Origin of the sequence: uncultured Microbacterium sp. (genome assembly GCF_964244775.1) — a bacterium.
Classification (GTDB): Bacteria; Actinomycetota; Actinomycetes; order Actinomycetales; family Microbacteriaceae; genus Microbacterium.
This window is the reverse complement of sequence record NZ_CAXTJR010000011.1, coordinates 65,332-90,997: the sequence shown is the minus strand read 5'-3', so window position 1 is coordinate 90,997 and position 25,666 is coordinate 65,332. Positions and strand designations below refer to the sequence as shown.

Here is a 25,666-nt window from a genome sequence, read left to right as displayed (position 1 = left end):
CCTAGCCGACCGGCGGCGTCAAGGCGGCGACGGCCGCACGGTTGGTGTCGTACACGGGGTCGCTCTGCAGGATGCCGAACCGCTCGAGGCGCCGTCGCGCACCGCTGCGCACGCGGCTGAACCCGAGGCCGATCCCTTCGTTGCCGAGCCATTCGCGCAGCGTCTCGAACGACTCCGACCCCGTCACGTCGACGTCGGTGACGGCCTCCATGTCGATCACGAGGTGATGCACCTGAGCCGCCCCGCCCGCCGCGGCGATCGCCGCGCGGACGGCCTGCACGAACACGTCGGCGTTCGCGAAGAACAGTGGTGCCGCCATCCGCACGACGATCACGCCCGGCGCGGTGGTGGTGCCGCGCGGCGCCTGCTCGAGCAGCGAGTCGGCGGGGCTGTCGTTCGGAGCCAGCACGTCGATCGCCGGGTTCGCGGCCCGCTTGGCCAGGTTGATCAGCGCCAGCACGAACGCGACGAGGATGCCGGGGATCGACCCGATGAAGAGAGTGACGAGGAAGCAGGTGGCGCCGATCCAGAACTCGAACCGGTCCAGTCGCCACAGGTCGATGAACTCGCGGACGCCGAGGAGCGGCAGGATCGCCACGCCCACGATCGCCCCGATCGCGGGCGAGGGGATGTCGGCCAGCAGTGCGGTGCCGAACAGCAGCAGCAGCAGGGTCCCGACCGCGAGGATCAGCGACGGAAGCTGTGTGCGCGAGCCGGCCTGGTCCATCGCGGCGGTGCGCGAGGTCGACGAGCCCATCGCGAAGCTCCCGCTCGTACCGGCGGCGATGTTGCCGAGCCCGAACGCGAACAGGTCGCGGTTGGGGCTCGTCGGATAGTGGCGGCGGTCACCGTAGGACCGCGAGACCAGCAGTCCCTCTGCCGTCGTCACCATCGTGAGGGCGATGGCCGAAGGGATCAGGGCGAACCACATCGTCCAGCTGATCACCGGCCAGGTCAGCGCGGGAGGACCGGCCGGAACCGCCCCGAGAACGGCGACCCCGGCCTGCTCGGCAGACGTCAGCACCACCACGACGGTGGCGAGCACCAGCACGACCAGCGCCCACGGCACCAGCGGCAGCCAGCGACGGCCGAGCAGGAGAATCGCGACGGCGCACACCGAGATGAGCAGCGACCACGCGTTGGTGGTGCCGAGCCCTGAGACCAGGTCGCTCACCTTCTCGACGAACTCGCCTCCCGAGTTGATCTTGACCCCGAGCATCTTTGCGATCTGCGCGACCAGGATGTCGAGGGCGAGCCCGCCGACGAATCCGACGAGGATCGGCTTGGAGAGGAAATTGGCGAGGAACCCCAGCTTGAAGACCGCCAGGAGTAGGAACAGGATGCCGCTGATGATCGCCTGCGCGAGGGCCAGCGTGGCGTAGTCGGCCGTGCCGGCCACTGCCAGCCCGCCGATCGATGAGGCCACCAGTGCGGCGGCCGCAGCATCCGGAGACGCGATCACCTGACGAGACGAGACCACGAGCGCATAGACGACAGTGGGAACGATCAAGGCGTACAGGCCGGCGGTCGCAGGGAGCCCGGCGATCTGCGCGTAGCCGATGTTCAGCGGGATCGCGATGGCGAGCAGGGTGACACCCGCGAGCAGTTCGCGGCCCACGTTCTTGCGAGTGAGCCCGGCGAGAGGTTTCTGCACGTGTGATCCTCCGGGGGGTGACAGCTCGAGGCTACTCCGGAGGCTCCAAGGGGCACTCACCCGCGAGGGATGACTCCTCAGGACGGATCGATCCTCAGCACCGTCGGCGACTCACCGAGCGTCGTGTCATCGACGACCCGCAGGGTCTTCACGAGTGCGTCGACCGACGGGATGACCGTCCCGAACCGCGACCGGTCGGAGCACACCGCGGTGACGCTCACGAAATGCGACCCCGTGTCCCACGTGTAGGTGGCGAACGGCGGCGTGCGACCATCCGTGGGGAGCGGCATCTCGAGCTTCTCCCCGACCCCCAGATAGGGATTGGCGAACGATTCCGTGTCGTCGTACTCCATCGGCAGCGACGCTCGAGCGGCCCGCAGCTGAGAGGTCGCCTCCTGGATCTGCGCCATGGCGACGAGCAGCTCGGGGTCTGACTTCCACACCCAGACCAGCACGCGCCCCTCGGCGCGACGGATCAGCAGCGGTGCCGCCTGGCTCATCGCCCACGCGAGCATGCCACTGCCCGGGCGCTCCTCGGCGCCGAACGAGCGATTCGCCTGTGTCAGCAGCATCCGGATCGCCGCTTTGCGGTGCCGGCGACCGCGGATGCCGAGCGATCCTGTGACGGGCACCCAGCGTGCGGGGTCGGCGTCGGCCTGCAGACGGGGCATGACTCCAGGGTACGTGGGCGCGGTTCGCCTCGCTCCCGGGGCTTCGGGGCCCCTCGGGTAGAGTTGGTGAGCGTAAGCACCACCCGTGCGACCAACCGCCGCACAGATTGGCAGCCGAATCCCGTGACCTCCCCCGCGACGCCCGATTCGGGGCGCCCTCCCTTGACGGTGGTCATCGCCGCCGACACCTTCTCTCCGCATGTCAACGGCGCTGCCCGCTTCGCCGAGCGGCTGGCCGCAGGGCTGGTCTCCCGCGGCCACCACGTGCACGTGATGGCGCCCAGCGCCACGCATCACACCCACGGCACATTCACCGAGGTCATCGAGGACGAGCCGATGACGATGCACCGGATCGCGGCCTGGCGCTACCTGCCGCACGACTGGCTCACCTTCGTGCTGCCGTGGATGTCGAAGCACTACGCGCGCAAAGTGCTCGACGTGGTCAAGCCCGATGTCGTGCACATCCAGTCGCACATCGTGCTGGGCCGCGGAATCACGCGGGAAGCGCGCAAGCGCGGCATCCCGATCATCGCCACCAACCACGTGATGGCCGAGAACGTCCTCGACTTCACGACCCTGCCGCCGGCCCTGAACCGGGTCATGCTGAAGCTCGCGTGGGCGGACGCGAAGCGCACGTTCGAGATGACCAGGGCCGTCACGACGCCGACGCAGAAGGCGGCCGACTTCCTCGAGTCGACGATCGACATCCACGGCGTCATCCCGATCAGCTGCGGCATCGATCGCAGAAACTATGCGCCCGACCTCACCCTGCGTGACGCGAACCGGGTGCTGTTCGTCGGCCGATTGACCACCGAGAAGCACATCGATGTGCTGCTGAAGGCGGTCGCGCGGCTCGACCCCGCGCTCGCGGTGACGCTCGACCTCGTCGGAAACGGCGATCAGCGCAAGAACCTCGAAGACCTGACCCGCGAGCTCGGGATCGCCGATCGCGTGACCTTCCACGGGCACACCTCCGAGACCGACCTGCGGGCCATGTACTCGCGGGCGAGCGTGTTCGCGATCGCCTCGATCGCCGAGCTGCAGTCGATCGCGACGATGGAGGCGATGGCGTCGGGGTTGCCGATCGTCGCCGCGAACGCGGTCGCACTGCCACACCTCGTGCACAACGGCGAGAACGGCTACCTGTTCGAACCCGGCAACATCGACGAGCTCGCGGCGCGACTGACCGATGTGCTCACCGCGACGCCCGAGGCCCGGCTGAGGATGCAGCAGACCTCGCTCGAGATGGTGAGCGTGCACGACATCAACCGCACACTCGACACGTTCGAGGCGCTGTACCGCGACGAGCCGCTCCCCGCCTAGCGCCTCGGGCCGACCCATGCACATCCTCATGTTCGGCGACCAGCACGTCGAGACCTCGGGCGGCGCGCAGGTCTCGATGCGTCTGCAGCGCCGGTTCCTCGAGAAGGCCGGCCACACCGTGACGATCGTCGCGCCCGCGATGCACGGACCGCGGGTCGCGGAGGTCGCGCCGGATGCCGCCTTCCTCGACCTGCCCTCGATCCCGATCACCCTCGACCGCGAGTACGCCATGACGTGGCCGGGTCGCCGCGCCGACGCGCACATCGATCGTGCCGTACGCGGACGCCCGCCGGTGGATGTCGTCCACGTGCAGGCGGACTTCTGGGGAGCGATGCTCGGTCACCGGTTCGCGACCGGCCACGGCCTACCGGTCGTGCACACGATGCACAACAGGGTCGACGTGGGGCTGCGGGCAGTGACACCGCTGGCCGGGATCGCGCTGCGAGTGCTCAACGCCTGGCAGCGACGCTCGCTCTCGGTCGGACGGGAAGCGCGGCCTGTTGGCCAGCCCGCTGGTCATCCCGTTGGGCACGATGGCTGGGCCTACCTCCGGCGCTTCGCCGTGCGGTCACAGGCGGTCACCGCCCCATCGGCGCACTTCGCCCGTCGCCTCGAGCAGCATGGTGCCGTGCCGGCGGCCGAGGTCGTGTGGAACGGCGACCGCCTCGAGCGCGGCGCGGCCCGAGGCATCGTGGACGTCGTGTGGAACGGCATCGACGACGCCATCCTCGACGCCGGCCTCGATGCGTCGTCGGCGCGACCGGCTCGTGAGCCGGGCGTCGCCCGTCTCATCTGGATCGGCCGGATGAGCCCCGAGAAGCGCCTGCTCCCGTTCCTCGAGGCGCTCGCCGAGTCTGGAATCTCCGCCGACGTCGAGATCGTCGGCGGTGGCGGGCAGCTGGCCGCCGCGCGGCGGCTGGTGCGAAAGCGCCGGCCGACAGCATCCGTGACCTTCGTCGGCAGGCTGCCGTATGCCGAGACCCTGCGCCGCATCGCCGCGGCCGATGCCGTCGTGCAGACCTCGGTCGGGTTCGAGACGCAGGGCATGACGGTCTTCGAGGCCGCATCGCTGGGCACCCGCGCGATCATCTGCGACCCGGACATCGCCGCCGAGCTCGGCTCGGGCGTGTGGACGGTGGGATCGGATGCTCGGGCCGGGGCATCGGTGACCGCCTTGGCCGCTGCCCTCCGGCGTGCGGCGGACGACATCGCCGCAGGCACGGCACCCGCACCCGACCCGTCGATCGCGGAACGCTTCCGGCAGTCGTCGCGGACCGCCGCGATGCTCGAGGTCTACCGCCGCGCGATCGAAGCGTCCTGACCCGAGCCGCAGGGTGACCCCGAGGGGGTCGACTGTCGCGGTGCGGCATCGGGGAGGCGCGTCCCGTCGGTGCGGACCGGCCGGTATCCGTCGCGGATGAGGGTCACGATCGTGCAGGCGACCGCGACGGCGGACAGTACTGCGAGTGCGATGAGGATGGACATGGCAGGAACGCTACGCTTGCGCTCTGTCTGCCACGAGTGGCAGGATGGCCACGTATCAGACAGAAACTGCCAGTCCTGGCATCCCTCCGCCTCGCCCATCGGGAGCACGCATGAAGACCGTCGCCGTCATCGTCCAGGAAGGGTTCACCCCCTTCGAGTTCGGCCTCGCCTGCGAGGCGTTCGGCCTCGATCGCTCGGATGACGGCATCGCTCCGTTCGATTTCCGGATCGTCGCGCCCGAGCCCGGCGCGATCCTTAGCAACCTCGCGTTCTCGATCAACGTCGAGCACGACCTCACCTTCGCCGACGAGGCCGACCTCGTCGTCGTCACGCCGGTGCCGAAGGCGACGTGGGGCACGATCGACCCGCGGGTCGCGGGTGTGCTGCAGCGCGCGGCTGCGCGCGACGCCTGGGTGCTGAGCGTCTGCAGCGGGTCGTTCGTCGTTGCGGCATCCGGCATCCTGGACGGGCGCCGGGCGACCACGCACTGGATGTACGCCGACCGGATGGCGGTGATGTACCCCGAGATCGATGTCGACCCCGACGTGCTCTACGTGCAGGACGGGCGGATCATCACGAGCGCGGGCACCGCCGCGGGGCTGGACGCGTGCTTGCACCTGCTGCGCCAGGAGCTCGGCGCCGAGGTCACCAACCGGATCGCCCGGCGCATGGTCGTGCCGCCCCAGCGCGACGGCGGACAGGCGCAGTTCATCGACAAGCCGCTGCCTCAGGTCGCCTCGCTGTCGCTCGCACCGGTCACCGACTGGATGGTGCAGAACCTGCGACAGGACCTCACGGTCGACCAGCTCGCCGCCAAGGCGCACATGTCTCCACGCACATTCGCCCGGCGCTTCAAGGCCGATTTCGGGGCGACGCCCGCGGCGTGGCTCGGGCGGCAGCGCCTCATCCATGCGCAGCGGCTGCTGGAGAAGACCGATCTGGGGCTCGACCGGATCGCCTGGGAGGCCGGGTTCGGCTCGGCGGCCGTGCTGCGGCAGAACTTCGCCCGCACGCTCGGCACGACCCCGACCGCGTACCGCTCCACTTTCAATTGCCGGATGGATGCTGTCGACGCCGGCGAAGCGCAGCCCGACCTCGTCGCCTGACCTGGGTGGTACGGCCAGGTGCGGCGGGGTTTTCGTCGAGTGCACGGCATCCCGCCGAGTGCACGGCCTGCCACCGTCGTCCAAGCCGTGCACTCGACACCAAGTCGTGCGCTCGGCACCGCCCCGTCCGGGCGCCCTGATTGCCGGTGAACCCGAGCTCTGCTAAACTTGAGTCAACACGGCTCAAGTTTACGAATGGGCTGGCACAGATTTCAGGAGACACATGAACGCCACACAGAACCCCGGGCAGGAGGACGCGCAGAGCGCCCTCGAGCAATTCGGGATCAACCTGACCGACCGGGCCCGCCAGGGCAAGCTCGACCCCGTGATCGGCCGCGACAGCGAGATCCGGCGCGTCAGCCAGGTGCTCACCCGGCGCACGAAGAACAACCCCGTGCTCATCGGCGAGCCCGGCGTCGGCAAGACAGCCGTCGTCGAGGGCCTCGCCCAGCGCATCGTCGCGGGCGACGTCGCCGAGAGCCTCAAGAACAAAGAGCTGATCACCCTCGACATCTCGGCCCTGGTGGCCGGCGCGATGTACCGCGGTCAGTTCGAGGAGCGTCTCAAGGCGGTCCTCAAGGAGATCACCGAATCCGACGGCCGCGTGATCACCTTCATCGACGAGCTGCACGTGCTGATGGGCGCGGGCGGCGGCGAGGGGTCGGTCGCAGCATCCAACATGCTCAAGCCCATGCTCGCGCGCGGTGAGCTGCGCCTCATCGGTGCGACGACCCTCAACGAGTACCGCGAATTCATCGAGAAGGATGCTGCGCTCGAGCGCCGCTTCCAGCAGGTCTACGTCGGCGAGCCCACGGTCGAAGACACGATCGCGATCCTGCGCGGGCTGAAGGAGCGCTACGAGGCGCACCACAAGGTCGCGATCGCGGATGCTGCGCTCGTCGCCGCGGCGGCGCTCAGCAACCGCTACATCCCGTCGCGGCAGCTGCCCGACAAGGCGATCGACCTGATCGACGAGGCCGCGTCGCGCCTGCGCATGGAGATCGACTCGGCCCCGCTCGAGATCGATGAACTGCGCCGGCACGTCGACCGTCTCAAGCTCGAAGAGCTGGCGCTCAAGCGCGAGAAGGACGCCGCGTCGAAGGAGCGTCTCGCCACCCTCCGCGAGACCCTCGCGAAGGAGCAGACCGAGCTCGCCGGACTGCAGGAGCGCTGGGAGCACGAGCGTGCCTCGCTCAACCGCGTCGGCGACCTCAAGACCAAGCTCGACGCAGCGCGCATGCAGGCCGAGCGCGCGCAGCGCGAGGGCAACCTCGAGAAGGCATCGCGGCTGCTGTACGCAGAGATCCCGGCGCTCGAGCGCCAGCTCATCGACGCCGAGCGCGAAGAGCCCGCCGGCGACCGCATGGTGGGCGACCAGGTCACCGAAGAAGACATCGCCTCCGTGATCGCGATGTGGACCGGCATCCCCGTCGGCCGTCTGCTGCAGGGCGAGACCGAGAAGCTGCTGCACCTCGAATCCGAGCTCGGAAAGCGCATCATCGGGCAGAAGGAGGCCGTGAAGTCGGTGGCCGATGCGGTGCGTCGCTCGCGCGCCGGCATCAGCGACCCGGGGCGTCCGACGGGGTCGTTCCTGTTCCTCGGTCCGACCGGCGTCGGCAAGACCGAGCTGGCCAAGGCGCTGGCCGAGTTCCTCTTCGACGATGAGCACGCCATGGTGCGCATCGACATGTCGGAGTACGGCGAGAAGCACTCCGTCTCGCGTCTGGTCGGTGCCCCTCCCGGGTACATCGGCTACGAGCAGGGCGGTCAGCTCACCGAGGCCGTGCGCCGCCGACCGTACAGCGTCGTGCTGCTCGATGAGGTCGAGAAGGCGCACCCCGAGGTCTTCGACGTGCTGCTGCAGGTCATGGACGACGGTCGGCTGACCGACGGCCAGGGCCGCACAGTCGACTTCACGAACGTGATCCTGGTCCTCACCTCGAACCTCGGATCGCCCGTGCTGATCGACCCGACACTGTCGCTCGAGCAGAAGCGCGACACCGTGCAGGCCATGGTGCGGCAGGCATTCAAGCCCGAGTTCATCAACCGGCTCGACGACATCGTGATCTTCCACGCCCTGACCGAGGACGACCTCGCGCAGATCGTCGAACTCGCGGTGTATGCCCTGCAGCGTCGGCTGCGCGATCGCCGGCTCAGCCTCGCGGTCACCCCGGACGCGCGCGCCTGGCTCGCCGAGCGCGGCTACGACCCGGTGTTCGGCGCGCGCCCGCTGCGCCGGCTCATCCAGTCCGAGATCCAGGACCGCCTCGCGATGGCGCTGCTGTCGGGTGGCGTGCACGACGGCGACGTGGTGCGTGTGGATGTCGCAGCCGACGCGTCGTCGCTGGTGCTCACGAGCGACGGCCCGGGGGCAGGTGTCATGGAGGACTGAGCAGTTTCGCCTTCCGCGGTCCGCAATGCACCCTCGGCTGCCGTAGTGCACCCTCGGCTGCCGCAATGCACCCTCGGCTGCCGTAGTGCACCCTCGGCGAGGGTGCACTACGGGGCGCGCGGCGGCTACGGTCGGAGCATGGCGGCACGGCGATGACGAGGGTAGGCGCGCTCCTGCGTTCGACCCACCCCGGCCCGAGCCTCGTCGTCACCGCCATCGCGACAGCGCTCGGCGTCGCGACCGGGCTCGAGCCCTGGCGGATCGTCGCCCTCGGCCTCGCGATCCTCTTCGGACAGCTCTCCGTCGGCCTCTCGAACGACGCGATCGACGCGCGCCGCGACCTCCTGTCCGAACGCCTCGACAAGCCGCTGGCGCGGGGTGAGGCATCCGTCCGATCCGCGTGGATCGCGGCCGTCGCCTGCGTGGTCATCGCGCTGGTGCTGTCGGCTCTGCTGTCGTGGTGGATGCTGGTAGCCCACGCTGTCGCGCTCGCCTCGGCGTGGTCGTACAACGCGTGGCTCAAGTCGACGCCGGTGTCGGTCGTGCCGTTCATCCTGAGCTTCGGGCTGCTTCCGTCGCTCGTGACGCTGTCGGCGGCGCAGCCGCGGCCGGCGGCCGGGTGGGCCTGGATCGCCGGCGGTGCAATCGGTATCGCGGTGCACCTCACGAACGTGCTGCCCGACCTCGACGAAGACGCGAAGACCGGTGTGCGCGGGCTGCCGCATCGGCTCGGACGCACGGCGTCGGCCGTGATCGCGGCCGGCGCGCTCATCGTCGGCGCGCTCGCCGTCCTCATCGGCCCCATCTCGACCACGGGCCCGCCGACGCCCATCGCCTGGACGGCGTTCGTGCTCGCGACGGGCATCGCGGTGGGCGGAATGGTGCTCGCGCTCGTGCGGGCGCCGGGGCGCTGGGTGTTCCGGCTCGTGATGCTCGCGGCACTCATGCTCTGCGTCGCGCTCGCGGCAACAGGTCAGTCGTTGGTCGGCTGAGCTGCGCGGTCGGCCGGGCTCTCGCTCACCGAGGGTGCATTGTGACGGTCGAGGGTGCATTGCGACGGTCGAGGGTGCATTGCGACGGTCGAGGGTGCATTGCGGGGTGCGGGGTGCGGGGTCGCCGGTCAGGCGTCGGCGTCCAGGCCCATCGCGTACGCCGACGCGAACGCCATCCCGGCGACCCTCGACAGCGCAAGGCGGAGGGCGGCGCGGCGCGCGGCATCCGCCGCGGGTCCGAGCGGGCGCCCGAGTGCCGTATTGACCGCGGCCAGCCGCGCGGCGGTCGCCGCCGAGCGCACCCGCCGCCGCTCCCACGCCTGCAGCGCGGCGTCGGGCGACTCGCCGGTGCGCACCCACTGGGCGATGAGCGGCGCGAGGGTCGCAGCATCCAAGAGCCCGAGGTTCATGCCCTGTCCGCCGATCGGACTCACCTCGTGCGCGGCATCTCCGATCGCGAAGAGGCGGCCGTGCCTCAGCTGCGGCGCGATCACGCGGCGGACGCCGAATGCGGCGGCATCCTCCACTGCGGCCGCCGCCTCCGGCTCGCCCCGCCGCGCGACCGCGGTGGCGAGACGCTCGACCCGCGCGGCGTCCGAATCCTCCTCCGGCGGCAGGTCGCCCGCGTGATCCCATGCCACCAAGCGCCGTCGGCCCGCGGGGAGCGGGAACGACTCGAGAACCCCGTCCGGATCGAGGTTCACCAACGCGATGTCGGCGTCGGGACGATCCGGAACATCAACGTCCGACATCAGATACCGGTCGGGGTACATATGGGTCGGCACATCGCGGAACACGAGCGAGCGGCCCGTCCAGCCGGATGCTGTCACCACGACCCGCGCCGACTCCTCGCGTTCACCGGCTGCCGTCGACACCCTCACCCGCACCGCATCGCGACCGGGTGCGATCGAGGTGACCGTGGCGCCGCGCTCGGGAGTCGGGGCGAAGGCCGTCAGCACACTCTCGGTCGCCGCCTGCGGCAGAGTCGCCACGAAGGGGAAGCGTGTCGAGAGTCGGTCGAAGCGCACGACCCCGAGGGTGCGTCCGGCCGAGCGGGCCTCGCCGCGCGCGACGCGCAGCGCATGGGCGAGCAGTGACTCCGTGACTCCGGATGCCTCGAGCGCTGCCAGGACCGGCGCGTGCACGCCGATCGCCCTGGTGCCCGCGCCCGCGCGCTCGCGACGCTCGAGCACGGACACGTCGACGCCGCGCGCGGCCAGCAGGCCCGCGATCAGCAGCCCCACCGGCCCGGCACCGACGACGATGACCTCACGCATCCGGTGTCCTCCGGCGTGACCGCGCCGCGCTGCATGACTCAGGCATCCGCGAGCCCCTCCGCAGTCGCCACCAGGCGGAACGGCGCCGGCCGCGTCACCGTCCACCCGTCGGGCAGGGCAGCCGCGAGTTCATCGGCCCGGTAGCTGCGGCGGATCGAACGGAGGCCGTCGGTGCGGAGGAATGTGCCGGGCGCGAAGGGGGTGATCCCGATGGCGTACAACCCGTAGGCGAGGCGCCCGCGAGCGATGTCGGAGTGGAGTACGGGGCCGGAGGACAGCATCCGCGAATCATCCGCGAAGGTGCGCAAGCCTTCCGGAGAGAGGTGGTGCAGGACGTGGTTCGAGATCACCGCGTCGAACCGTTCCCCTGCCGCGATCAGCGCGGTCGAATCGGTCGCCCGGAACTCGACGCCGGGGGCATGCCGCAGCCGCGCGGCGGCGTAGGCGCGCGGATCCGGATCGGCGCCGACCCACGAGACGGCGAGGCGGTCGCGCTCGGCGAGCCCCGCGAGCCGGGTCACGACGTCGCCGCCGCCGGATCCCAGATCGAGCACGCGTGCCGGGCGCCCCAGTGACCTCAGGTGAGGGCGCAAGAGCGTGCGGTACACCGTGCCCCACGCCGAGATGAGCCGGTTGACCGTTCCGAACCGGCGATAGGTGGCCTGCAGGCGGCGCTCGTCGCACGACGGGTCGTCCATGATCTCGAGCAGGTGCTCGTCGCGTGCCGAGAGAGTCATGCCGAATCCGGCATGTGCTTGACGAAGAGCGCGGACTCGACCGTCAGGCCCGGGCCGAAGGCGAGCCCGGCGATGCTCGCGCCCGCCATGACGGCGTCGTCGGCGAGCAGCGCGGCCAGGATGAACAGCACGGTCGCGCTCGACATGTTGCCCCGCTCCCGCAGCACGGCGCGGGATGCGTCGAGGGCGTCGCCGTCGAGACCGAGACCCGACTCGACGCGATCCAGCACGCTGCGCCCGCCCGGATGCACCGCCCACCGATCCACGCCCCAGTCCGTCGCCCCCGGCTCGACATCGAGGAACGCCTCCACCGCACCGCGAATCTCGCGCCCGATGATCCGCGGCACCTCGGCGGTCAGGGTCATCTCGAACCCCTCGTCGCCGATGATCCACACCATGTCGGACTCGCCCTGGGTCGTCAGGGTCGTGCCGAAGCGTTCGAGCTCGAGGGAGGGGCCCTGACCGATTCCGCCGACCTCGGACACGACCGCCGCGGCCGCTCCGTCGGCGAAGACGGAGGACGCGACGATCTGCTCGGGGTCGCCCGACCCGCGGATGTGAAGAGTGCACAGCTCGCCGCACACGACGAGCACGACGGCCTCGGGCTGGGCGGCGCAGATGCGGGCGGCGGCGCGCAGCGCGGGGAATGCGGCAGAGCAGCCGAGGAATCCGAGGTGGTAGCGCTCGGTCGTGACCGGCAGACCGAGGTCGCGCACGAGGCGGTAATCGGGGCCGGGAGCGAAGAATCCGGTGCACGAGGCGGTCACGACGTGCGTGACGGCGGATGCTGCGACTCCCGCCTGCTCGAGAGCGCTCCGCGCAGCCGCGGCGAAGAGCGGCGGCGCGGCGGTGGCGTAGACGGCGTTGCGCACGCCCGTCGAAGGCGAGATCAACAGGCCGTCGGCCCCGACGAACAGGGCGGCCTCACCGGATGTGCCGCCGTGCGCGAGCTCGTCGATGACCGTGTGCCGCGTGTCGATCGCCGACGCGTCGAAAGCGGCGTGCACCAGCCGCTGCGCGAGCCGGTCGTACCCGGGCTGCCGGACGAAGAAGTCGCGCACCTCGTGCTGCGTGAGCGTCGTGGCCGGCACCGCTGTGCCGATGGAGAGGATGCGCGCGCTCATTGCGTTCACCCTAGTTCGCCCATCATCGGGCCGGGGTGGGCTTGACGACATTTGTGGAGCGCCGACCGGCCGCTACACCCGCCGGCGGACGTCGTCCAGCCCCGGGGACGATGTCGAGGGTTCGGCGTAGTGTCGGGGCACGGAGCAAAGGAGCACTCATGTCCGACACCACCCACGCCGACGACGGATCCCTCGAGGGTCCTGATGTGGAAAAGTCGACAGGCGCAGACGAAGTCGACGCCACCGGCGGCCACGAGGGCATCGGCGACAACGACGGCGAGGGAACGGCGAAGCCTGGCGGACTGGGTGCGGACGGCACGATCCCCAGCGACCCGGACGGTGTCGTCGCCGGCCACACCGGCGAGCCGTCCACCTTCGAGCCTGAAGAGGACGAACAGGCCTGAGGGTTCCACCTCGCCCCTGGACACGAGTCGTCCGGCGGGACAGGGTGGATTCCGGCATCCATCGACTGCACGGAGGTACACATGTTCCGCACCGACGACGCGTTCAGCGGCTTCTCGGTCGACGACATCGACGCAGCCCAGCACTTCTACGGTGATCTGCTCGGGCTGGATGTCACGCTGAACGGGATGGGATTCCTCGATCTGAAGCTGCCGTCCGGGGCCTCGGTGCTGATCTACACCAAGCCCAACCACGAGCCGGCGAGCTTCACGATCCTGAACTTCCCGGTGGACGACGTCGAGGCCGCCGTCGACGACCTGAACTCCCGCGGAGTCGTGACGAAGATCTACAGCGATCCCGATCTGGGCACCGACGAGAAGGGCATCTCGCGCGGCCGCGGGCCCGACATCGCGTGGTTCACGGATCCTGCCGGCAACGTGCTCGCGGTGTTCAAGGGCTGAGCCCGGCTCAGTTCGACCGCGCGCAGCGTCTGCCGCACGCGGACGACGCTACCTACAGCTACCGACCGCTAAGCCGAGAGAACGACCGACTCGGCAAGCGGACGACGCACGCGCGGAGCGGATTCGCGCTCCTGCACCGCGTCAGAAAGCGACTCGACGCCGCCGAGCGTGCCGACCGCGGTAACGGTGAGCGGTACGAAACGGCTCTCGAGCCCGAAAGCGGCGCTCAAGCCCTCGCGCTCGATCCCGCCCATCTGGTGCACGTGGAGTCCATCGTGATGCGCCTGCACCGAGAAGTGGGCCATTGCCTGACCGAGGTCGTACGCGGCGAAATGCACGGGAGTGCCGTCGGCCGTCTCGGTCTCGGCGACCGCGACCACGAGCGCACCGGCGCGCTCGGCCCACTCGCGGTTGAAGCCACGGAGGTTCAGAACGATGCTGTCGAACTCGCCGGTGCCGCGGCGGGCGACGATGAAGCGCCAGGGCTGGCTGTTGTTGGCCGACGGCGACCAGCGAGCGGCTTCGAGCGCGCTCGCGAGCTTGACCTCGTCGATCGATGCGTCGGCGTCGAAACCACGCGGGCTCCAGCGGTCGGCCAGGACGCCGAGCAGGGGGCTGTCGGTCGCGGCGCGACGATCGGTGGTGGACAGCAGTGCGGTGTCGCTCATGGCGGCCTCTTTCCGGGGTGTGTCGACAGAACGGCCGCCATTGGCCTTACTCACTCAAACACTATGTGACTGCATGTATTCCCGGGTCAGATCACGGGCCAGGATGCCGGACCCGGCGTACCCGCCGGGTATTCGTCGAGCGGCACCGCGTCGCTCCGCCACGCGTCGAGCACCGGCTGCACGATCCGCCAGCACTCTTCGGCGGTGTCGCCGCGCACCGACAGCGTCGGATCACCGTCGAGGATGCCCTGCAGCACTTCGGCATAGGCCAGGAGCTCCCCCTCGCCGAACTCGGCTTCGAGCGAGGCGCGGTCGAGCTGGAACGGATCGCCGGGGCCGTTCAGATTGACCTCGAGCGCCATCCGGTCGGGGCCGAGAGTCAGCCGGAGCACCGAAGGATCGGCCGACCCGCTGAAGCCGCTCGGCAGGTGCGAGACGGGCTTGAACTTGATGACGATCTCACTGCGCCGATCACCCAGGGCCTTGCCCGACCGCAGTGTGAAGGGCACGCCCTCCCAGCGCGTGGTGGCGATGCCCACCGTCATCTCGGCGAGGGTCTCGGTCTCGAGCGCCGGATCGACGCCCGGCTCATCGGCGTAGGCGGGGAGCTTCCGGTCGCCGACCTCGCCGGCGCCATACCGGGCGCGACGCGACGAGGCGACAGGATCGCCCTGCCACACGCGGGTGGCCCGGAGCACCATGCCCTTCGCATCGCGCAGGTCGATCGCGCCGAGCGTCGAGGGCGGGTCCATCGCGACGACGGCGAGCACCTGCAGCAGGTGGCTCTGGATCATGTCGATCAGCGCGCCGGCGCGGTCGTAGTAGCCCGCTCGGCCTTCGAGCCCGAGTGCCTCGTCGTAGCGGATCACGACCGATTCGATGTGCTCGGACGACCACACCGGCTCGAACACCCGGTTGGTGAACCGCACGCCCAGCACGTTAAGCACGGTGGAGCGGCCCAGGAAGTGGTCGATCCGGTGCACCTGGTCTTCGGGCACGAGCTTCGCGAGCTGGAGGTTGAGCGTGTGCGCGCTCGCCTCGTCGACGCCGAACGGCTTCTCCAGGGCGAGGATCAGTCCCTCCGGAAGCTCGACCGACTCGAGCGCGGTGCAGGCCTTCGCCGCGATCGCCGGCGGAACGGCGAAGTAGAACGCGACTCGACCCTCAGCCAGCCCGAGCAGAGCGGTCAGGTCGGCGGGCTGGGTGATGTCGGCCTTGCGGTAGATCGCTCCGGCCAGCACCGCCTCGACCGCCGGGCCCCCGGCATCCACCGTCGTGAACGACGTCGTCACCACCTCGCGCCAGTGCGCGTCGTCCCAGTCGTCCATCCCCGCACCGATGAGGCGGATGCTGCGCTCTGGCTCGCGCGTGAGCAGCTGGCCGAGCGCCGGCATGAGCAGGCGCGAGGTGAGGTCGCCCGAGGCGCCGAGCACGATGAGGGTGGTCTGGGGGGCGGTCATGCGGCCAGACTATTCCCCTCGGGTGACAGACTCAGCAGATGGCTTCACCCATCGAGGACTACGCCGTTCTCAGCGACTGTCACACCGCCGCGCTCGTCTCACGCGAGGGGAGCATCGACTGGCTCTGCCTGCCGCGGTACGACTCGGCATCGACGTTCGGCGCCCTGCTGGGCAGCGAGGATCACGGCAGGTGGATGCTGCGCCCCACCGATCCGGCGGCCCGCACGAGCCGCGAATACGACGGCGACGGGTTCGTGCTGGTCACGCGGTGGCAGACCGCAGACGGGGTGGCCGAGGTCATCGACCTGATGCCGCACGCCGACCGGCGGGCGGACGTGATCCGGCGCACCCGAGGGGTCTCGGGCCGGATCGAGTTCCGGCAGGAGCTGCGAGTGCGCTTCGACTACGCCCGCGCGATGCCGTGGATGCGGCAGGCGGGCACCGACGATGACCCGGCGCTGATCGCGATCGCCGGGCCCGATGCGCTGGTCGTGCGCGGCGCCCGCTTGACCGCGGACGATCGCGCCCACGTCGGGGTGTTCACCGTCGCCGCCGGCGAGACCGTCGACCTGACGATGACCTGGTTCCCCTCGCACCGCCCCACCCCTGAGCCGATCGACATCGACAAGGCCCTGGAGAGCACGCGCGCGTGGTGGGCGGGGTGGGCCGAGGGGATCGAGCACGACGGACCCCATCATGACGAAGTCGTGCGGTCGCTGCTCGTGCTGCGCGCGCTCACGCACGAAGACACCGGCGGGATCGTGGCGGCGGCCACGACATCCCTCCCGGAGGATTTCGGCGGCGTCCGCAACTGGGACTACCGCTATGTCTGGCTGAGGGATGCCTCGCTCACGCTCGAGGCGCTGCTGGACCACGGATTCACCGCCGAAGCGCAGGAGTGGCGGCGCTGGTTGCTGCGCGCGATCGCCGGATCACCCGACGACGTGCAGATCATGTACGGGCTCGGGGGTGAGCGCGAGCTCACCGAACGGGTGCTGACGAGCCTGCCGGGGTACGACGGAGCGGCGCCGGTGCGCATCGGCAACGGCGCCGTGGAGCAGTATCAGGCCGATGTGATCGGCGAGGTGATGCTGGCGCTCGAGGCGGCACGCCTCGCCGGCGTCGAGGAGTCGGAGTTCTCGTGGCCGCTGCAGCGCGCGCTGCTGGCTTTCGTCGAGGAGAACATCGACCGGCGCGACAACGGCATCTGGGAGATACGCGGCGAGCCGCGGTGGTTCACGCACTCCCGCGTCATGGTCTGGGCGGCGTTCGACTGCGGCGTGCGCGCGGTGCGTCGGCACGGGCTGGACGGGCCCGTCGAGCAATGGGAGGCGCTGCGCGATCGCCTCCGGGCCGAGATCGACGACAAGGGGTTCGACGCCGAGCGTGGGCACTTCGTGCAGTGCTACGGCTCAGCCGAGGTCGATGCGTCGCTGCTCCTGCTGCCGCTGGTGGGGTTCTGCAAGGCGGATGACCCGCGGATGCTCGGCACAGTCGCCGAGATCGAGCGCGTGCTGATGCACGACGGGCTGCTGCACCGCTATCGGACGCAGTCGCGGGTGGACGGAGTGCCGGGCGACGAGCATCCATTCCTGGCGTGTTCGTTCTGGCTCGTCGAGCAGTACGCGGCCACCGGCCGCGACCTCGAGGCGGCGGCACTCATGGACCTGGTCTGCGGTCTCGCCAACGACGTCGGGCTGCTGAGCGAAGAGTACGACGTGACCCTGCAGCGGCACGCGGGCAACACCCCGCAGGCGTTCTCGCACCTGGCGCTCGTGCGGGCGGCCGACGCGCTCGTCGGTCAGACGGGTCGCGCCGGCCACCGCAGACGATGCTGAGGCGGCTGGCTACCCCCGGAGCGCCTCGTTCAGCTTGACGCGGGCGCCCATGCGCAGCAGCGAGTTCTGGTAGATCCTCGCGCCGACCAGGATCGCTCCCACGCACGTGGCGAGCAGGATCAGAAGCGAGATGATCGGCTCCCACCACTGCGCCTCACCGAGGAACAGCCGCATGGGCATTCCGACCGGAGCCGAGAACGGCACGTACGACATGATCGTGAGCACGACGGGGTTGTCGTTGAAGAAGATCACGAGGAAGTACGGCGCCATGATCAAGATCGTGATCGGGAACGTCGTCGAGCCGATGTCCTCCTGGCGCGACACCATCGCTCCGGCCGCCGCGAACAGCGCCGCGAGCAGGATGAACCCGAAGAGGAAGAACACCGCGAACCACAGGATCGGCGCTCCGAGCAGGCCCAGCAGCTGAGTCTGCCCGATGACGGTGAGCCCGACGATCGCGATCGCGGCCAGCACCAGGATCTGGGCCATCGCGAGGATCGTGTTGCCGATCACCTTTCCGGCCAGCAGCGTCCGCGCCCTGATGGCCGAGATGAGGATCTCGACGACTCGCGTCTGCTTCTCTTCGACCACGCTCGCGGCGATCGTCGAGCCGAAGATGCTCGCCGCCATGAGGAAGACGATGCCGAACCCGATCGCGACGAAGTAGCGGATCGCTTCATCGGTCTGCGCAGGGTCGAGCAGTTCGACCGGCGGCACCTGCGCGAACCGCAGCATCAGCGACGTCGGGGCCGACGAATCGGCGATCACCGTGAAACCGAACGGCGCTGCCGAGGGATCGGCGACGATCGCGGCATCCACCGTGCCGTCCGAGACGAGCTTCTCGGCGGCTGACCGGTCTGCGACCTCGGTGATCTCGAGGCCTTCGGTCGAGGGGAGGAGCGGTGCCGCATCCGCCGTGACCGCGACGGGGGTGCCGCTCTGGTTCTGTGCGGCGAGCCCGCCGAAGATGAGCCCGACCAGCGCCGCGACGAACAGGATCGCGGTCGAGATCAGGAACACCTTGCTGCGCAGCTTGGTGCTGATCTCGCGTTCGGCGACGAGCCACATGGCGGATGCCTCGCTGGGCGCCGCGGGGCGCTCCGCGGGGGTGCGGGGCGTGGGTGCGGTGCGGGTTTGGGTCGTTGAGGTGCTCACTGGACTACCTCCCGGAAGATCTGAGCGAGGGTCGGATGCTGGGGCGCGAAGCTGCCGACGTCTCCGCGTGAGACGGCTTCGCGCAAGACCCGCTGGGCCGTCTCGGGGGAGTCGACGTCGAACACGGCGTAGCCGCCGTCGAAGTCGACGATCTGCACGCCCGGTTCGGTGCGCAGCCACCCGGCGTCGCCGGATGAGACGAGTTCGTACCGCGGGCTGGAGTGCTGCGCACGCAGCGCCTCGCGCTCGCCGGCCGCGCGGATCGTGCCACCGGCGATGATCACGAGGTCATCGCAGAGCCGTTCGACGAGTTCGAGCTGGTGCGATGAGAACAGCACCGCCGTGCCGTTGGCCGCGCGCTCCTGGAGCACCGCGGCGACGACGTCGACGGCCATCGGGTCAAGGCCCGAGAACGGCTCGTCGAGGATCAGCACCTCGGGGTCGTGCACGAGGGCCGCCGCGATCTGCGCGCGCTGCTGGTTGCCGAGCGAGAGCGTCTCGACGTTGTCGCCCAGGCGCTCGCCGAGTCCGAGGCGTTCGAGCAGTGTGGTGGCGGAGGCCGTGGCATCCGCCCGCGAGAATCCGTGCAGTCGCGCGAGGTACACGATCTGCTCGAGCACCTTCATCTTGGGGTACAGCCCGCGCTCTTCGGGCATGTATCCGAAGCGTCGTCGATCGTCGGTGCTGACCGGTCCTCGGTCGAGCGAGACGGTGCCCGAGTCGGCGGCGAGCACCCCCAGAGTGATGCGCATCGTCGTCGTCTTGCCGGCGCCGTTGCCCCCGACGAAGCCGGTGAGGCGGCCGGGGCTGACGTCGAACGACACATCCGTGAGCACGCGGTGCGTGCCGTAGCTCTTATCGAGATTTCGCAGTTGCAGCATGCGACTCACGCTACGGACGCATGCGGTGCGGCGGATCCCCCGGGAGGCGGAGATCCGGCCTCCTCCGCGCGGCGCGGCGGGGGTGACTCCGCGTCCGCGCTCGTGCCCGCCAGCTGGCGGACATGGCCCGGGCTCTCGACCATCTCGCGGACATGCGCTGGCTGTGCGTCGGACCCGGGCGCCGCACGCCCGGTTCAGCGCCGGTCAGGTCAGGCCGTGCAGGTGCGCGAGAACGGCGGCGTGCACCCGGTCACGGGCGCCGAGCTTCTGCAGCACGTTCGACACGTGCGTCTTCACCGTCGCCTCGCCGATGAACAGCTCTTGGGCGATCTCGGCATTGCTGCGCGCCTGGGCGAGCAGCCGCAGCACCTCGGCCTCACGGTCGGTGAGCGCATCGGCGGGGGCCCACCGTGAGTCGACGGTCGTCACAGCGCTAGGGACCGACCCGCCGGCGAACCGCTCGATCACGCGGCGGGTGACCTCGGGCGCCAGGAGCGCGTCCCCCGCAGCCACGACCCGCACGGCGGCGACGAGCTCGTCCGACCCGGCGTTCTTGAGCAGGAAGCCGCTGGCGCCCGACTGCAGCGCCGAGAAGAGGTAGTCGTCGCGATCGAAGGTCGTGACGACGATCACGCCGGCAGCGACCCCCGGGTCGGCGACGATGAGCCGGGTCGCCTCGAGACCGTCCATGTCGGGCATCTGCACGTCCATGCAGATCACGTCGGGACGGACGACGGATGCTGCCGCCACCGCCTCCCGCCCGGTCGCCGCCTCGCCGACGACGGTGATGTCGCCGGCCGCCTCGAGGATCGTGCGGAATCCCGCGCGCATGACGGCATGGTCATCGACCAGCAGCACGCGGATCATCGGACGGCGTCCACGGGGTCGACGGCGCCGGCGGCGTCCACGGGCTCATGCGTGAGCGGCACGGCGACCCGAACGCGGAATCCTCCGCGATCGCGGGGCGCGATCTCGATCGTGCCCCCGGATGCCGCCGCTCTCTCCCGCATGCCGAGCTGCCCGAGCCCGGGCCGGGGCTCGCGCACGGTGCGACCCGTGTTGATGACCTCGAGCTCGAGCATCCGATCGTCGGTGTAGCGCAGACGCACGTCGGCCGTCACTCCAGGGCCGCCGTGCCGGCGTGCGTTGGTCAGCGCCTCCTGCGCGATGCGGTAGAGGTTCACCTGGGTCACCTGCGGCACGGGTGCGGCATCGCCGACGACGGTGAAGGTGGTGGGCAGACCCGCGGCATCCGATGCCGCGATCAGCTGCGGCAGGGCGTCGAGGTTCACCGTCGACGCCGGCGCCTCATCGCCCTCGCCGGGGGTGCGCAGGGTGCCGAGCAGGCGGTGCAGCTCGTCGATCGCGACCCGCGCCGATGACTCGACCCCGCTGAGCATGTCGCGTGCAGCCGCCGGATCGGTGTCGAGCACGACCCGCGCGGCACCGGCTTGCACGCCCATGACCGAGACGTGATGCGCGACGACGTCGTGCAGCTCGCGCGCGATGCGCACGCGATCGAGGGCGACGGCCTGGGCTGCGGTCAGCTCGCGCTCGCGCTCCAGCTCGGCGGTGCGCAGCTCGAGGGCCTCGACCTGCGCCGCCGACACCCAGGCGCGCTCGCCGAAGTAGTACGCGCCCCCGAAGTAGAGCGCATTGACCAGGATCGAGAGCATCGCCTGCGCGATGAACGGTGAGAATGCCCCGGCGATCACGCCGCCGTCTTCGGCATGATCGATTGCGTCGCGATACATCGTGAACAGCAGCCAGACGAACATGCCGATGATGATGGCAACGCGCACGATGAGTGCGCGGCGGCGGTCGAACGACCAGGCGCCAACCGTGTACAGGGCGATGAACATCGCGATGTTGCCGACATAGACCTCGGGAAGGCGAAGTGTGACGGCGGCGAAGTACGCCGTGCAGACGATCACGGCAACCGTCGCCGGCCAACGCCTGCGCACTGCGAGCGGCGCGGCCAGCACGACGGCGTAGACGAGCGTCAGCTGCATCGACCCCTGCTCCGTGCCGTAGAAGCCCGCGATCGAGCTGAGCACCGAGCTGAGGATCGCGCCGATCAGGATCACCGCGGCGAGGTAGAGGTCGCTGCGCAACTCGCGGGCGGTGGGTGCGGGTCGCACGGGGAGCGGTTGGAGGGATGCCACGCCTCCACGCTATGGCGGAGGCTGGGCTCCGGCATCCCCCGCGCGGTTGAGACGGAAATCTAACTTGCTATTGCCAAGTACAGTTGCTTTTTGCAAGTATCAACTGTCGGACAGACGGCCGGCACCTGACAAGGAGACGGAAATGACCAGCATCTTCGTGAACGTGCCCACGACCGATCTCGAGCGGTCGAAGGCCTTCTACACGGCGCTCGGCGCCGGCATCAACCCGAACTTCACCGACGAGAACGCGGCGTGCATCGTGTGGGACGAGAACGTGTTCTTCATGGTGCTCACCAAGGAGTACTTCGCGACGTTCACCGACAAGCAGATCATCGACCCGAAGACCCACGCCCAGACGAGCATCGGACTCAGCCGCGACTCGCGCGAAGAGGTCGACGCGATCATGGCGCGGGGGCTGGCCAACGGCGGCACCGAGCCCAAGCCGGCGCAGGACTTCGGATTCATGTACTCGCGCGACCTCGACGACCCCGACGGCAACAGCCTCGGATTCCTCTTCATGGAGCCGCAGGCCGCCGAGCAGGGGCCAGAGGCCTACCTGGCCGAGCACGCCCAGGCGTAGCAGGTGGCCACGCGCAGCTACGGACAGTACTGCGGAGTCACGACCGCCGTTGAGCTGATCGGCGAGCGATGGGCGCTGCTCATCATCCGCGATCTGCTCGTCGGCCCCCGCCGCTTCACCGACCTCAAGCAGGGACTGCCCAAGATCCCCACCAACATCCTCTCGACGCGGCTCAAAGAGCTGCAGGAGGGTGGGGTGATCCGCCGCGCGCCTCTGTACCGGACCGGGCTCGTCTACGAGCTCACGCCCTACGGTCGTCAGCTCGAGCCGATCGTGCTCGCGCTCGGTCGATGGGGCTTCGCGCGGATGGGCGAGCCCGGGCCGGGTGACATCGTGACACCGGACTCGCTCACGATGGCGCTGCGGACATCATTCCGAGCGGATGCTGCGGCCGCCCTGGATCCTGCAGACTACGAGCTGCACGTGGGCGACGTGGTGCTGCGGGCACAGGTCGACGGCATCCGGCTGCACGTGACGCAGATCGCGCCTCCCGCATCACCCGTCGGGGGGCGCCTGCCCGCAGGCGAGCCGGACCTCGTCTTCGCGGCCGGCCCCGGCATCCGTCGCATCATCTCGGGCGAGCTCACTCCCGCCGACGCGATCGAGCAGGACGTGCTCGCGGTCGTCAGCGGCGACGAGTCGCTGCTCGAGCGGTTCGCGGCCACTTTCCATATCGACACCGGCACCGACCTGGCAGATGAACGCGCTGCCTGAGGCCCCCTCGCGGGGAGAAGCGAAAAGGAGATCATCATGACCGGTCGCATCACGATCGATCTGTTCACGACCCTGGACGGCGTCGCCCAGGCTCCGGGCGGACCCGAGGAAGACACCTCGGGCGGCTTCCGCTGGGGCGGCTGGCAGGCACCGCTCGACGACGACGTGCTCGGGGCGACGATCGGTGAGGGCATCGAGGCGATGGATGCGCTGCTGCTCGGCCGCCGCACATACGACATCTTCGCCGGCTACTGGCCGCATCACACGACCGGGCCCGAGGGGCCGATCGGGCAGAAGTTCGACAGCATCCCGAAGTATGTGGCCTCGCGCCGCATCCTGACGCCCGAGTGGCAGGGCACGACGCAGCTCGGCACCGACATCGCGGCCGAGATGGATGCTCTCCGCGAGCGTCATTCGGACATCCACGTGATCGGCAGCATCGACTTCGTGCAGACCCTGCTGGCCGGCGAGCTGTACGACATCCTGAACCTCTGGGTGTACCCGGTCGTGCTCGGCGAGGGTAAGAAGGTGTTCCCCGACGGGGCGACACCCGCGAAGCTCCGGCTGACCGAGCCCGCCCTCACCGGGCCGAGCGGAGCGCTGCGGCTGCGCTACGCGCCTGCCGGCGCCCCGACGACGGGCGACATGACCTGATCGAGTAGCGAGCGCCAGCGAGTGCTGCGGTGATCGAGTAGCGAGCTTGCGAGCGTATCGAGATCGCCCGGATCTGCGGACAACGCACACTCATCCGCGCCAGCGTGGCGGCCCAATGGGTCGGCATCCGCGCGGTAGCGTGCGGCGCGTGAGTGCAGACACCCCGACCGGCGGTTCTCCAGTCGTCGATCGACGGCGGCGCGACATCCCCGTCGGGGTCGTCATGGTCGGTATGGCGGTCGTCACGTGGTGGCCGGCGTTCACACTCGGCGCGTGGGGCGAGATCTTCTTCGATCAGCTCATGGCGCTGTGGGCGGCGTCGATCGCGGCATTCGTGTTCGTGCTGGTCGAGCATCGGCCGGTGCGCGGACGGCTCGCCCGCGCGTTCGCGCTGCTGCTGCCCTCGCTATGGGTCGTGCTGATGTTCTTCATCGGCGACGAGACGCAGGACGTGTTCGTCGTCCTCGTGCAGCTCTCTGCGCTGCTGGCCGTCTTCATCGGCATGCCGTTCACGATCTGGGTGCTCGTGCGCATCATCTGGCCGGATTTCGGCACGGGGATGCCCGGCCGGACGAAATGGCTGATCGTGCTGGTCGTGCTCGGGGTCGCGGCCGCGTCGTTCGTGCTGGGCCTGAATCAGTCGCGCTTCCTCACCTGCGAGGACTTCACGATCAGCGGCAACTCCGAGCCGCCCGGGTGCACGCCCGCGCCGATCGAGACTCCGTAGCCCGCCGCGTCGCGGTGATCGAGTAGCGAGCGCCAGCGAGCGCGCGTCGCGGTGATCGAGTAGCGAGCGCCAGCGAGCGTATCGAGATCGCCCGGGCCGACGTACTACGCAGGTTTGGCGCCATGGTCTCGGTACGGCGCTGGGGCGCCTACTCGACCCCCGCAGGGTGGCGCTGGCGCGCCGCCTCGACCTCCGCAGGGTGGCGCTGGCGCGCCGCCTCGACCTCCGCAGGGTGGCGGCCGGCGCGCCGCGGTGATCGAGTAGCGAGCGCCAGCGAGCGTATCGAGATCCCCCGGACAAACCAATTTACTTTCCGAAACATCAAACTGATTTATACCGGTTATTCATATTCCATATAGGCGGCCCAGGCCGCAATTTGCGATTCAACTGTGGCGAAAATCGTTTGGCTATCTCTGGGAGGATTTCTCAAGAAATTCGTCGGCGCTGGATTAACGGTTTCGAAGCATCGATTTACGCTCCATTTCATACAAACCCCGCGTCACGCCAAGTATTTCGAGAATGTAAAATAACATCCTATTCACATTATTCAGGAGTACATTAGAAAATGATGAGACACCGTCGATGTTTCACACACACATAATCATCGGGGAAACCATGTCTCGGAAAATCACCAAAAAGCAACGCATCGCGGCCATTGTTGCCGCCTCAGTCCTTCTGATCGGTGGCGGCGCGGCCGCGTTCGCGTACTGGACTTCCACCGGCAACGGGTCAGGGAGCGCAACGACAGGAACCGACACGCCATTCGAGATCACCTCGACTGCAGCCACTGGCCCGGTGCTCACGCCCGGTGGGCCGAGCCAATCAGTCGCGTTCACGGTCACGAACCCCGGAACGGGAACGCAGAACCTCACCGCCGTCACCGCTGTGGTCGCAAATGCGGACGGCACCCCGTGGGAGCCGACCGCCGGTGCTGTCGCCCTCAATTGCTCGGCCGACGACTACACGCTCGTCGTTGGTGCCGTTACGTCCTACGGAGATATTGTGGCCAACGGAACCGCGACCGGCAGCGTCACTGTATCGATGGTTAATGCAGCGGCCAACCAGAACGATTGCAAAGGCCTGACCGTTCCGATCTACTTCGAAGCCAGCTAAATCGACCGGTACGCATCAAGTACGAGATAGCGCGGTGGCGGTAGCCACACGGGCCCAGCCCCAGCTGCGCAGCAATACATATTGGCT

At 69.3% G+C, this 25,666-nt stretch carries 25 protein-coding genes; 13 read left to right on the top strand and 12 right to left on the bottom strand.

The window, feature by feature from the left end; genetic code table 11:
• Position 1: 1 nt before the first annotated feature.
• Together ACFE6Z_RS14680 and ACFE6Z_RS14675 are read right to left on the bottom strand one after the other, a co-directional pair.
• On the bottom strand, positions 2 to 1,654 hold the full coding sequence (locus tag ACFE6Z_RS14680; protein WP_375386441.1) for a SulP family inorganic anion transporter: 1,653 nt from the start codon (positions 1,652 to 1,654) through the stop codon (positions 2 to 4).
• A 77-nt stretch (positions 1,655 to 1,731) separates the two neighbouring features.
• On the bottom strand, positions 1,732 to 2,325 hold the full coding sequence (locus ACFE6Z_RS14675; RefSeq protein ID WP_375386440.1) for a hypothetical protein: 594 nt from the start codon (positions 2,323 to 2,325) through the stop codon (positions 1,732 to 1,734).
• Between the two features lie 123 nt (positions 2,326 to 2,448).
• On the opposite strand from ACFE6Z_RS14675, the gene ACFE6Z_RS14670 reads away from it, so the two are divergent.
• Together ACFE6Z_RS14670 and ACFE6Z_RS14665 are read left to right on the top strand one after the other, a co-directional pair.
• Positions 2,449 to 3,648, top strand: coding sequence for a glycosyltransferase (locus ACFE6Z_RS14670; protein WP_375386461.1), 1,200 nt, complete (start codon positions 2,449 to 2,451; stop codon positions 3,646 to 3,648).
• A gap of 16 nt (positions 3,649 to 3,664) precedes the next feature.
• A complete protein-coding gene (locus tag ACFE6Z_RS14665) occupies positions 3,665 to 4,969 on the top strand; it encodes a glycosyltransferase (RefSeq protein ID WP_375386439.1) in 1,305 nt (434 codons plus the stop codon).
• Here the strand turns inward: ACFE6Z_RS14665 and ACFE6Z_RS14660 are convergent.
• Complete coding sequence (locus ACFE6Z_RS14660; RefSeq protein WP_375386438.1) at positions 4,942 to 5,133, bottom strand: hypothetical protein; 192 nt, start codon at positions 5,131 to 5,133, stop codon at positions 4,942 to 4,944. The genes ACFE6Z_RS14665 and ACFE6Z_RS14660 overlap by 28 nt on opposite strands.
• A gap of 110 nt (positions 5,134 to 5,243) precedes the next feature.
• On the opposite strand from ACFE6Z_RS14660, the gene ACFE6Z_RS14655 reads away from it, so the two are divergent.
• The 3 genes from ACFE6Z_RS14655 (at position 5,244) to ACFE6Z_RS14645 (ending at position 9,623) form a co-directional block, all read left to right on the top strand.
• Complete coding sequence (locus ACFE6Z_RS14655; RefSeq protein WP_375386437.1) at positions 5,244 to 6,239, top strand: GlxA family transcriptional regulator; 996 nt, start codon at positions 5,244 to 5,246, stop codon at positions 6,237 to 6,239.
• Positions 6,240 to 6,462: 223 nt separating this feature from the next.
• On the top strand, positions 6,463 to 8,631 hold the full coding sequence (locus ACFE6Z_RS14650; protein ID WP_375386436.1) for an ATP-dependent Clp protease ATP-binding subunit: 2,169 nt from the start codon (positions 6,463 to 6,465) through the stop codon (positions 8,629 to 8,631).
• Positions 8,632 to 8,783: 152 nt separating this feature from the next.
• Entirely contained in the window at positions 8,784 to 9,623 is an 840-nt protein-coding gene (locus ACFE6Z_RS14645) for a UbiA family prenyltransferase (protein WP_375386435.1), read from the top strand.
• Positions 9,624 to 9,751: 128 nt separating this feature from the next.
• Here the strand turns inward: ACFE6Z_RS14645 and ACFE6Z_RS14640 are convergent, their stop codons facing one another.
• Genes ACFE6Z_RS14640 through ACFE6Z_RS14630 form a run of 3 tightly spaced genes read right to left on the bottom strand, consistent with a single transcriptional unit; the run spans position 9,752 to position 12,761 of the window.
• Positions 9,752 to 10,900 (bottom strand): FAD-dependent oxidoreductase, encoded by a 1,149-nt coding sequence (locus ACFE6Z_RS14640; protein WP_375386434.1) that lies wholly within the window; start codon positions 10,898 to 10,900, stop codon positions 9,752 to 9,754.
• Positions 10,901 to 10,938: 38 nt separating this feature from the next.
• Positions 10,939 to 11,637 (bottom strand): methyltransferase domain-containing protein, encoded by a 699-nt coding sequence (locus tag ACFE6Z_RS14635; protein WP_375386433.1) that lies wholly within the window; start codon positions 11,635 to 11,637, stop codon positions 10,939 to 10,941.
• Positions 11,634 to 12,761: a type III polyketide synthase gene (locus tag ACFE6Z_RS14630; RefSeq protein ID WP_375386432.1), complete on the bottom strand. Its 1,128-nt coding sequence runs from the start codon at positions 12,759 to 12,761 to the stop codon at positions 11,634 to 11,636. The genes ACFE6Z_RS14635 and ACFE6Z_RS14630 overlap by 4 nt, the downstream gene beginning before the upstream one ends.
• A gap of 158 nt (positions 12,762 to 12,919) precedes the next feature.
• Between ACFE6Z_RS14630 and ACFE6Z_RS14625 the strand changes: the two genes are divergently transcribed.
• Together ACFE6Z_RS14625 and ACFE6Z_RS14620 are read left to right on the top strand one after the other, a co-directional pair.
• A complete protein-coding gene (locus ACFE6Z_RS14625; protein ID WP_375386431.1) occupies positions 12,920 to 13,165 on the top strand; it encodes a hypothetical protein in 246 nt (81 codons plus the stop codon).
• Between the two features lie 81 nt (positions 13,166 to 13,246).
• A complete protein-coding gene (locus ACFE6Z_RS14620) occupies positions 13,247 to 13,624 on the top strand; it encodes a VOC family protein (protein ID WP_375386430.1) in 378 nt (125 codons plus the stop codon).
• A 68-nt stretch (positions 13,625 to 13,692) separates the two neighbouring features.
• Here the strand turns inward: ACFE6Z_RS14620 and ACFE6Z_RS14615 are convergent, their stop codons facing one another.
• Both ACFE6Z_RS14615 and ACFE6Z_RS14610 read right to left on the bottom strand, forming a co-directional pair.
• Positions 13,693 to 14,292 carry a nitroreductase family protein gene (locus ACFE6Z_RS14615; RefSeq protein WP_375386429.1) on the bottom strand — a complete coding sequence of 200 codons (600 nt, stop codon included), beginning with the start codon at positions 14,290 to 14,292 and terminating at the stop codon, positions 13,693 to 13,695.
• A gap of 86 nt (positions 14,293 to 14,378) precedes the next feature.
• The gene (locus tag ACFE6Z_RS14610; protein ID WP_375386428.1) at positions 14,379 to 15,752 is read right to left on the bottom strand and encodes a glucose-6-phosphate dehydrogenase; all 1,374 of its coding nucleotides are present in this window, start codon (positions 15,750 to 15,752) and stop codon (positions 14,379 to 14,381) included.
• Between the two features lie 38 nt (positions 15,753 to 15,790).
• On the opposite strand from ACFE6Z_RS14610, the gene ACFE6Z_RS14605 reads away from it, so the two are divergent.
• Positions 15,791 to 17,590 (top strand): glycoside hydrolase family 15 protein, encoded by a 1,800-nt coding sequence (locus tag ACFE6Z_RS14605; protein WP_375386427.1) that lies wholly within the window; start codon positions 15,791 to 15,793, stop codon positions 17,588 to 17,590.
• Positions 17,591 to 17,599: 9 nt separating this feature from the next.
• On the opposite strand, the gene ACFE6Z_RS14600 is transcribed toward ACFE6Z_RS14605, so the two are convergent.
• From ACFE6Z_RS14600 to ACFE6Z_RS14585, 4 genes are all read right to left on the bottom strand, one after another.
• Positions 17,600 to 18,658: an ABC transporter permease gene (locus ACFE6Z_RS14600; RefSeq protein WP_375386460.1), complete on the bottom strand. Its 1,059-nt coding sequence runs from the start codon at positions 18,656 to 18,658 to the stop codon at positions 17,600 to 17,602.
• Between the two features lie 83 nt (positions 18,659 to 18,741).
• Positions 18,742 to 19,626, bottom strand: a complete 885-nt coding sequence (locus ACFE6Z_RS14595; protein WP_375386426.1) for an ABC transporter ATP-binding protein — start codon at positions 19,624 to 19,626, stop codon at positions 18,742 to 18,744.
• A gap of 204 nt (positions 19,627 to 19,830) precedes the next feature.
• On the bottom strand, positions 19,831 to 20,493 hold the full coding sequence (locus ACFE6Z_RS14590) for a response regulator (RefSeq protein ID WP_375386425.1): 663 nt from the start codon (positions 20,491 to 20,493) through the stop codon (positions 19,831 to 19,833).
• A complete protein-coding gene (locus ACFE6Z_RS14585; RefSeq protein ID WP_375386424.1) occupies positions 20,490 to 21,791 on the bottom strand; it encodes a sensor histidine kinase in 1,302 nt (433 codons plus the stop codon). The genes ACFE6Z_RS14590 and ACFE6Z_RS14585 overlap by 4 nt, the downstream gene beginning before the upstream one ends.
• 142 nt (positions 21,792 to 21,933) lie before the next feature.
• Here ACFE6Z_RS14585 and ACFE6Z_RS14580 point away from each other — a divergent pair, with 142 nt between their 5' ends.
• From ACFE6Z_RS14580 to ACFE6Z_RS14560, 5 genes are all read left to right on the top strand, one after another.
• A complete protein-coding gene (locus tag ACFE6Z_RS14580; RefSeq protein WP_375386423.1) occupies positions 21,934 to 22,371 on the top strand; it encodes a VOC family protein in 438 nt (145 codons plus the stop codon).
• A 3-nt stretch (positions 22,372 to 22,374) separates the two neighbouring features.
• Positions 22,375 to 23,085, top strand: a complete 711-nt coding sequence (locus ACFE6Z_RS14575; protein WP_375386422.1) for a winged helix-turn-helix transcriptional regulator — start codon at positions 22,375 to 22,377, stop codon at positions 23,083 to 23,085.
• A 36-nt stretch (positions 23,086 to 23,121) separates the two neighbouring features.
• Positions 23,122 to 23,739 carry a dihydrofolate reductase family protein gene (locus ACFE6Z_RS14570; protein ID WP_375386421.1) on the top strand — a complete coding sequence of 206 codons (618 nt, stop codon included), beginning with the start codon at positions 23,122 to 23,124 and terminating at the stop codon, positions 23,737 to 23,739.
• A gap of 148 nt (positions 23,740 to 23,887) precedes the next feature.
• Positions 23,888 to 24,466, top strand: a complete 579-nt coding sequence (locus ACFE6Z_RS14565) for a hypothetical protein (protein WP_375386420.1) — start codon at positions 23,888 to 23,890, stop codon at positions 24,464 to 24,466.
• Positions 24,467 to 25,048: 582 nt separating this feature from the next.
• Positions 25,049 to 25,579, top strand: coding sequence for a hypothetical protein (locus ACFE6Z_RS14560; RefSeq protein ID WP_375386419.1), 531 nt, complete (start codon positions 25,049 to 25,051; stop codon positions 25,577 to 25,579).
• Positions 25,580 to 25,666: the final 87 nt, after the last annotated feature.

Bases quoted from the DNA above. Each gene is read 5' to 3' on its own strand.
- ACFE6Z_RS14605 (WP_375386427.1), top strand. From the start codon at position 15,791: ATGGCTTCACCCATCGAGGACTACGCCGTTCTCAGCGACTGTCACACC.
- ACFE6Z_RS14635 (WP_375386433.1), bottom strand. From the start codon at position 11,637: ATGACTCTCTCGGCACGCGACGAGCACCTGCTCGAGATCATGGACGAC.
- ACFE6Z_RS14665 (WP_375386439.1), top strand. From the start codon at position 3,665: ATGCACATCCTCATGTTCGGCGACCAGCACGTCGAGACCTCGGGCGGC.
- ACFE6Z_RS14630 (WP_375386432.1), bottom strand. From the start codon at position 12,761: ATGAGCGCGCGCATCCTCTCCATCGGCACAGCGGTGCCGGCCACGACG.
- ACFE6Z_RS14625 (WP_375386431.1), top strand. From the start codon at position 12,920: ATGTCCGACACCACCCACGCCGACGACGGATCCCTCGAGGGTCCTGAT.
- ACFE6Z_RS14580 (WP_375386423.1), top strand. From the start codon at position 21,934: ATGACCAGCATCTTCGTGAACGTGCCCACGACCGATCTCGAGCGGTCG.
- ACFE6Z_RS14660 (WP_375386438.1), bottom strand. From the start codon at position 5,133: ATGTCCATCCTCATCGCACTCGCAGTACTGTCCGCCGTCGCGGTCGCC.
- ACFE6Z_RS14610 (WP_375386428.1), bottom strand. From the start codon at position 15,752: ATGACCGCCCCCCAGACCACCCTCATCGTGCTCGGCGCCTCGGGCGAC.
- ACFE6Z_RS14675 (WP_375386440.1), bottom strand. From the start codon at position 2,325: ATGCCCCGTCTGCAGGCCGACGCCGACCCCGCACGCTGGGTGCCCGTC.
- ACFE6Z_RS14590 (WP_375386425.1), bottom strand. From the start codon at position 20,493: ATGATCCGCGTGCTGCTGGTCGATGACCATGCCGTCATGCGCGCGGGA.
- ACFE6Z_RS14640 (WP_375386434.1), bottom strand. From the start codon at position 10,900: ATGCGTGAGGTCATCGTCGTCGGTGCCGGGCCGGTGGGGCTGCTGATC.
- ACFE6Z_RS14645 (WP_375386435.1), top strand. From the start codon at position 8,784: ATGACGAGGGTAGGCGCGCTCCTGCGTTCGACCCACCCCGGCCCGAGC.
- ACFE6Z_RS14650 (WP_375386436.1), top strand. From the start codon at position 6,463: ATGAACGCCACACAGAACCCCGGGCAGGAGGACGCGCAGAGCGCCCTC.
- ACFE6Z_RS14655 (WP_375386437.1), top strand. From the start codon at position 5,244: ATGAAGACCGTCGCCGTCATCGTCCAGGAAGGGTTCACCCCCTTCGAG.
- ACFE6Z_RS14615 (WP_375386429.1), bottom strand. From the start codon at position 14,292: ATGAGCGACACCGCACTGCTGTCCACCACCGATCGTCGCGCCGCGACC.
- ACFE6Z_RS14600 (WP_375386460.1), bottom strand. From the start codon at position 18,658: ATGTGGCTCGTCGCCGAACGCGAGATCAGCACCAAGCTGCGCAGCAAG.
- ACFE6Z_RS14560 (WP_375386419.1), top strand. From the start codon at position 25,049: ATGTTTCACACACACATAATCATCGGGGAAACCATGTCTCGGAAAATC.
- ACFE6Z_RS14595 (WP_375386426.1), bottom strand. From the start codon at position 19,626: ATGCTGCAACTGCGAAATCTCGATAAGAGCTACGGCACGCACCGCGTG.
- ACFE6Z_RS14620 (WP_375386430.1), top strand. From the start codon at position 13,247: ATGTTCCGCACCGACGACGCGTTCAGCGGCTTCTCGGTCGACGACATC.
- ACFE6Z_RS14570 (WP_375386421.1), top strand. From the start codon at position 23,122: ATGACCGGTCGCATCACGATCGATCTGTTCACGACCCTGGACGGCGTC.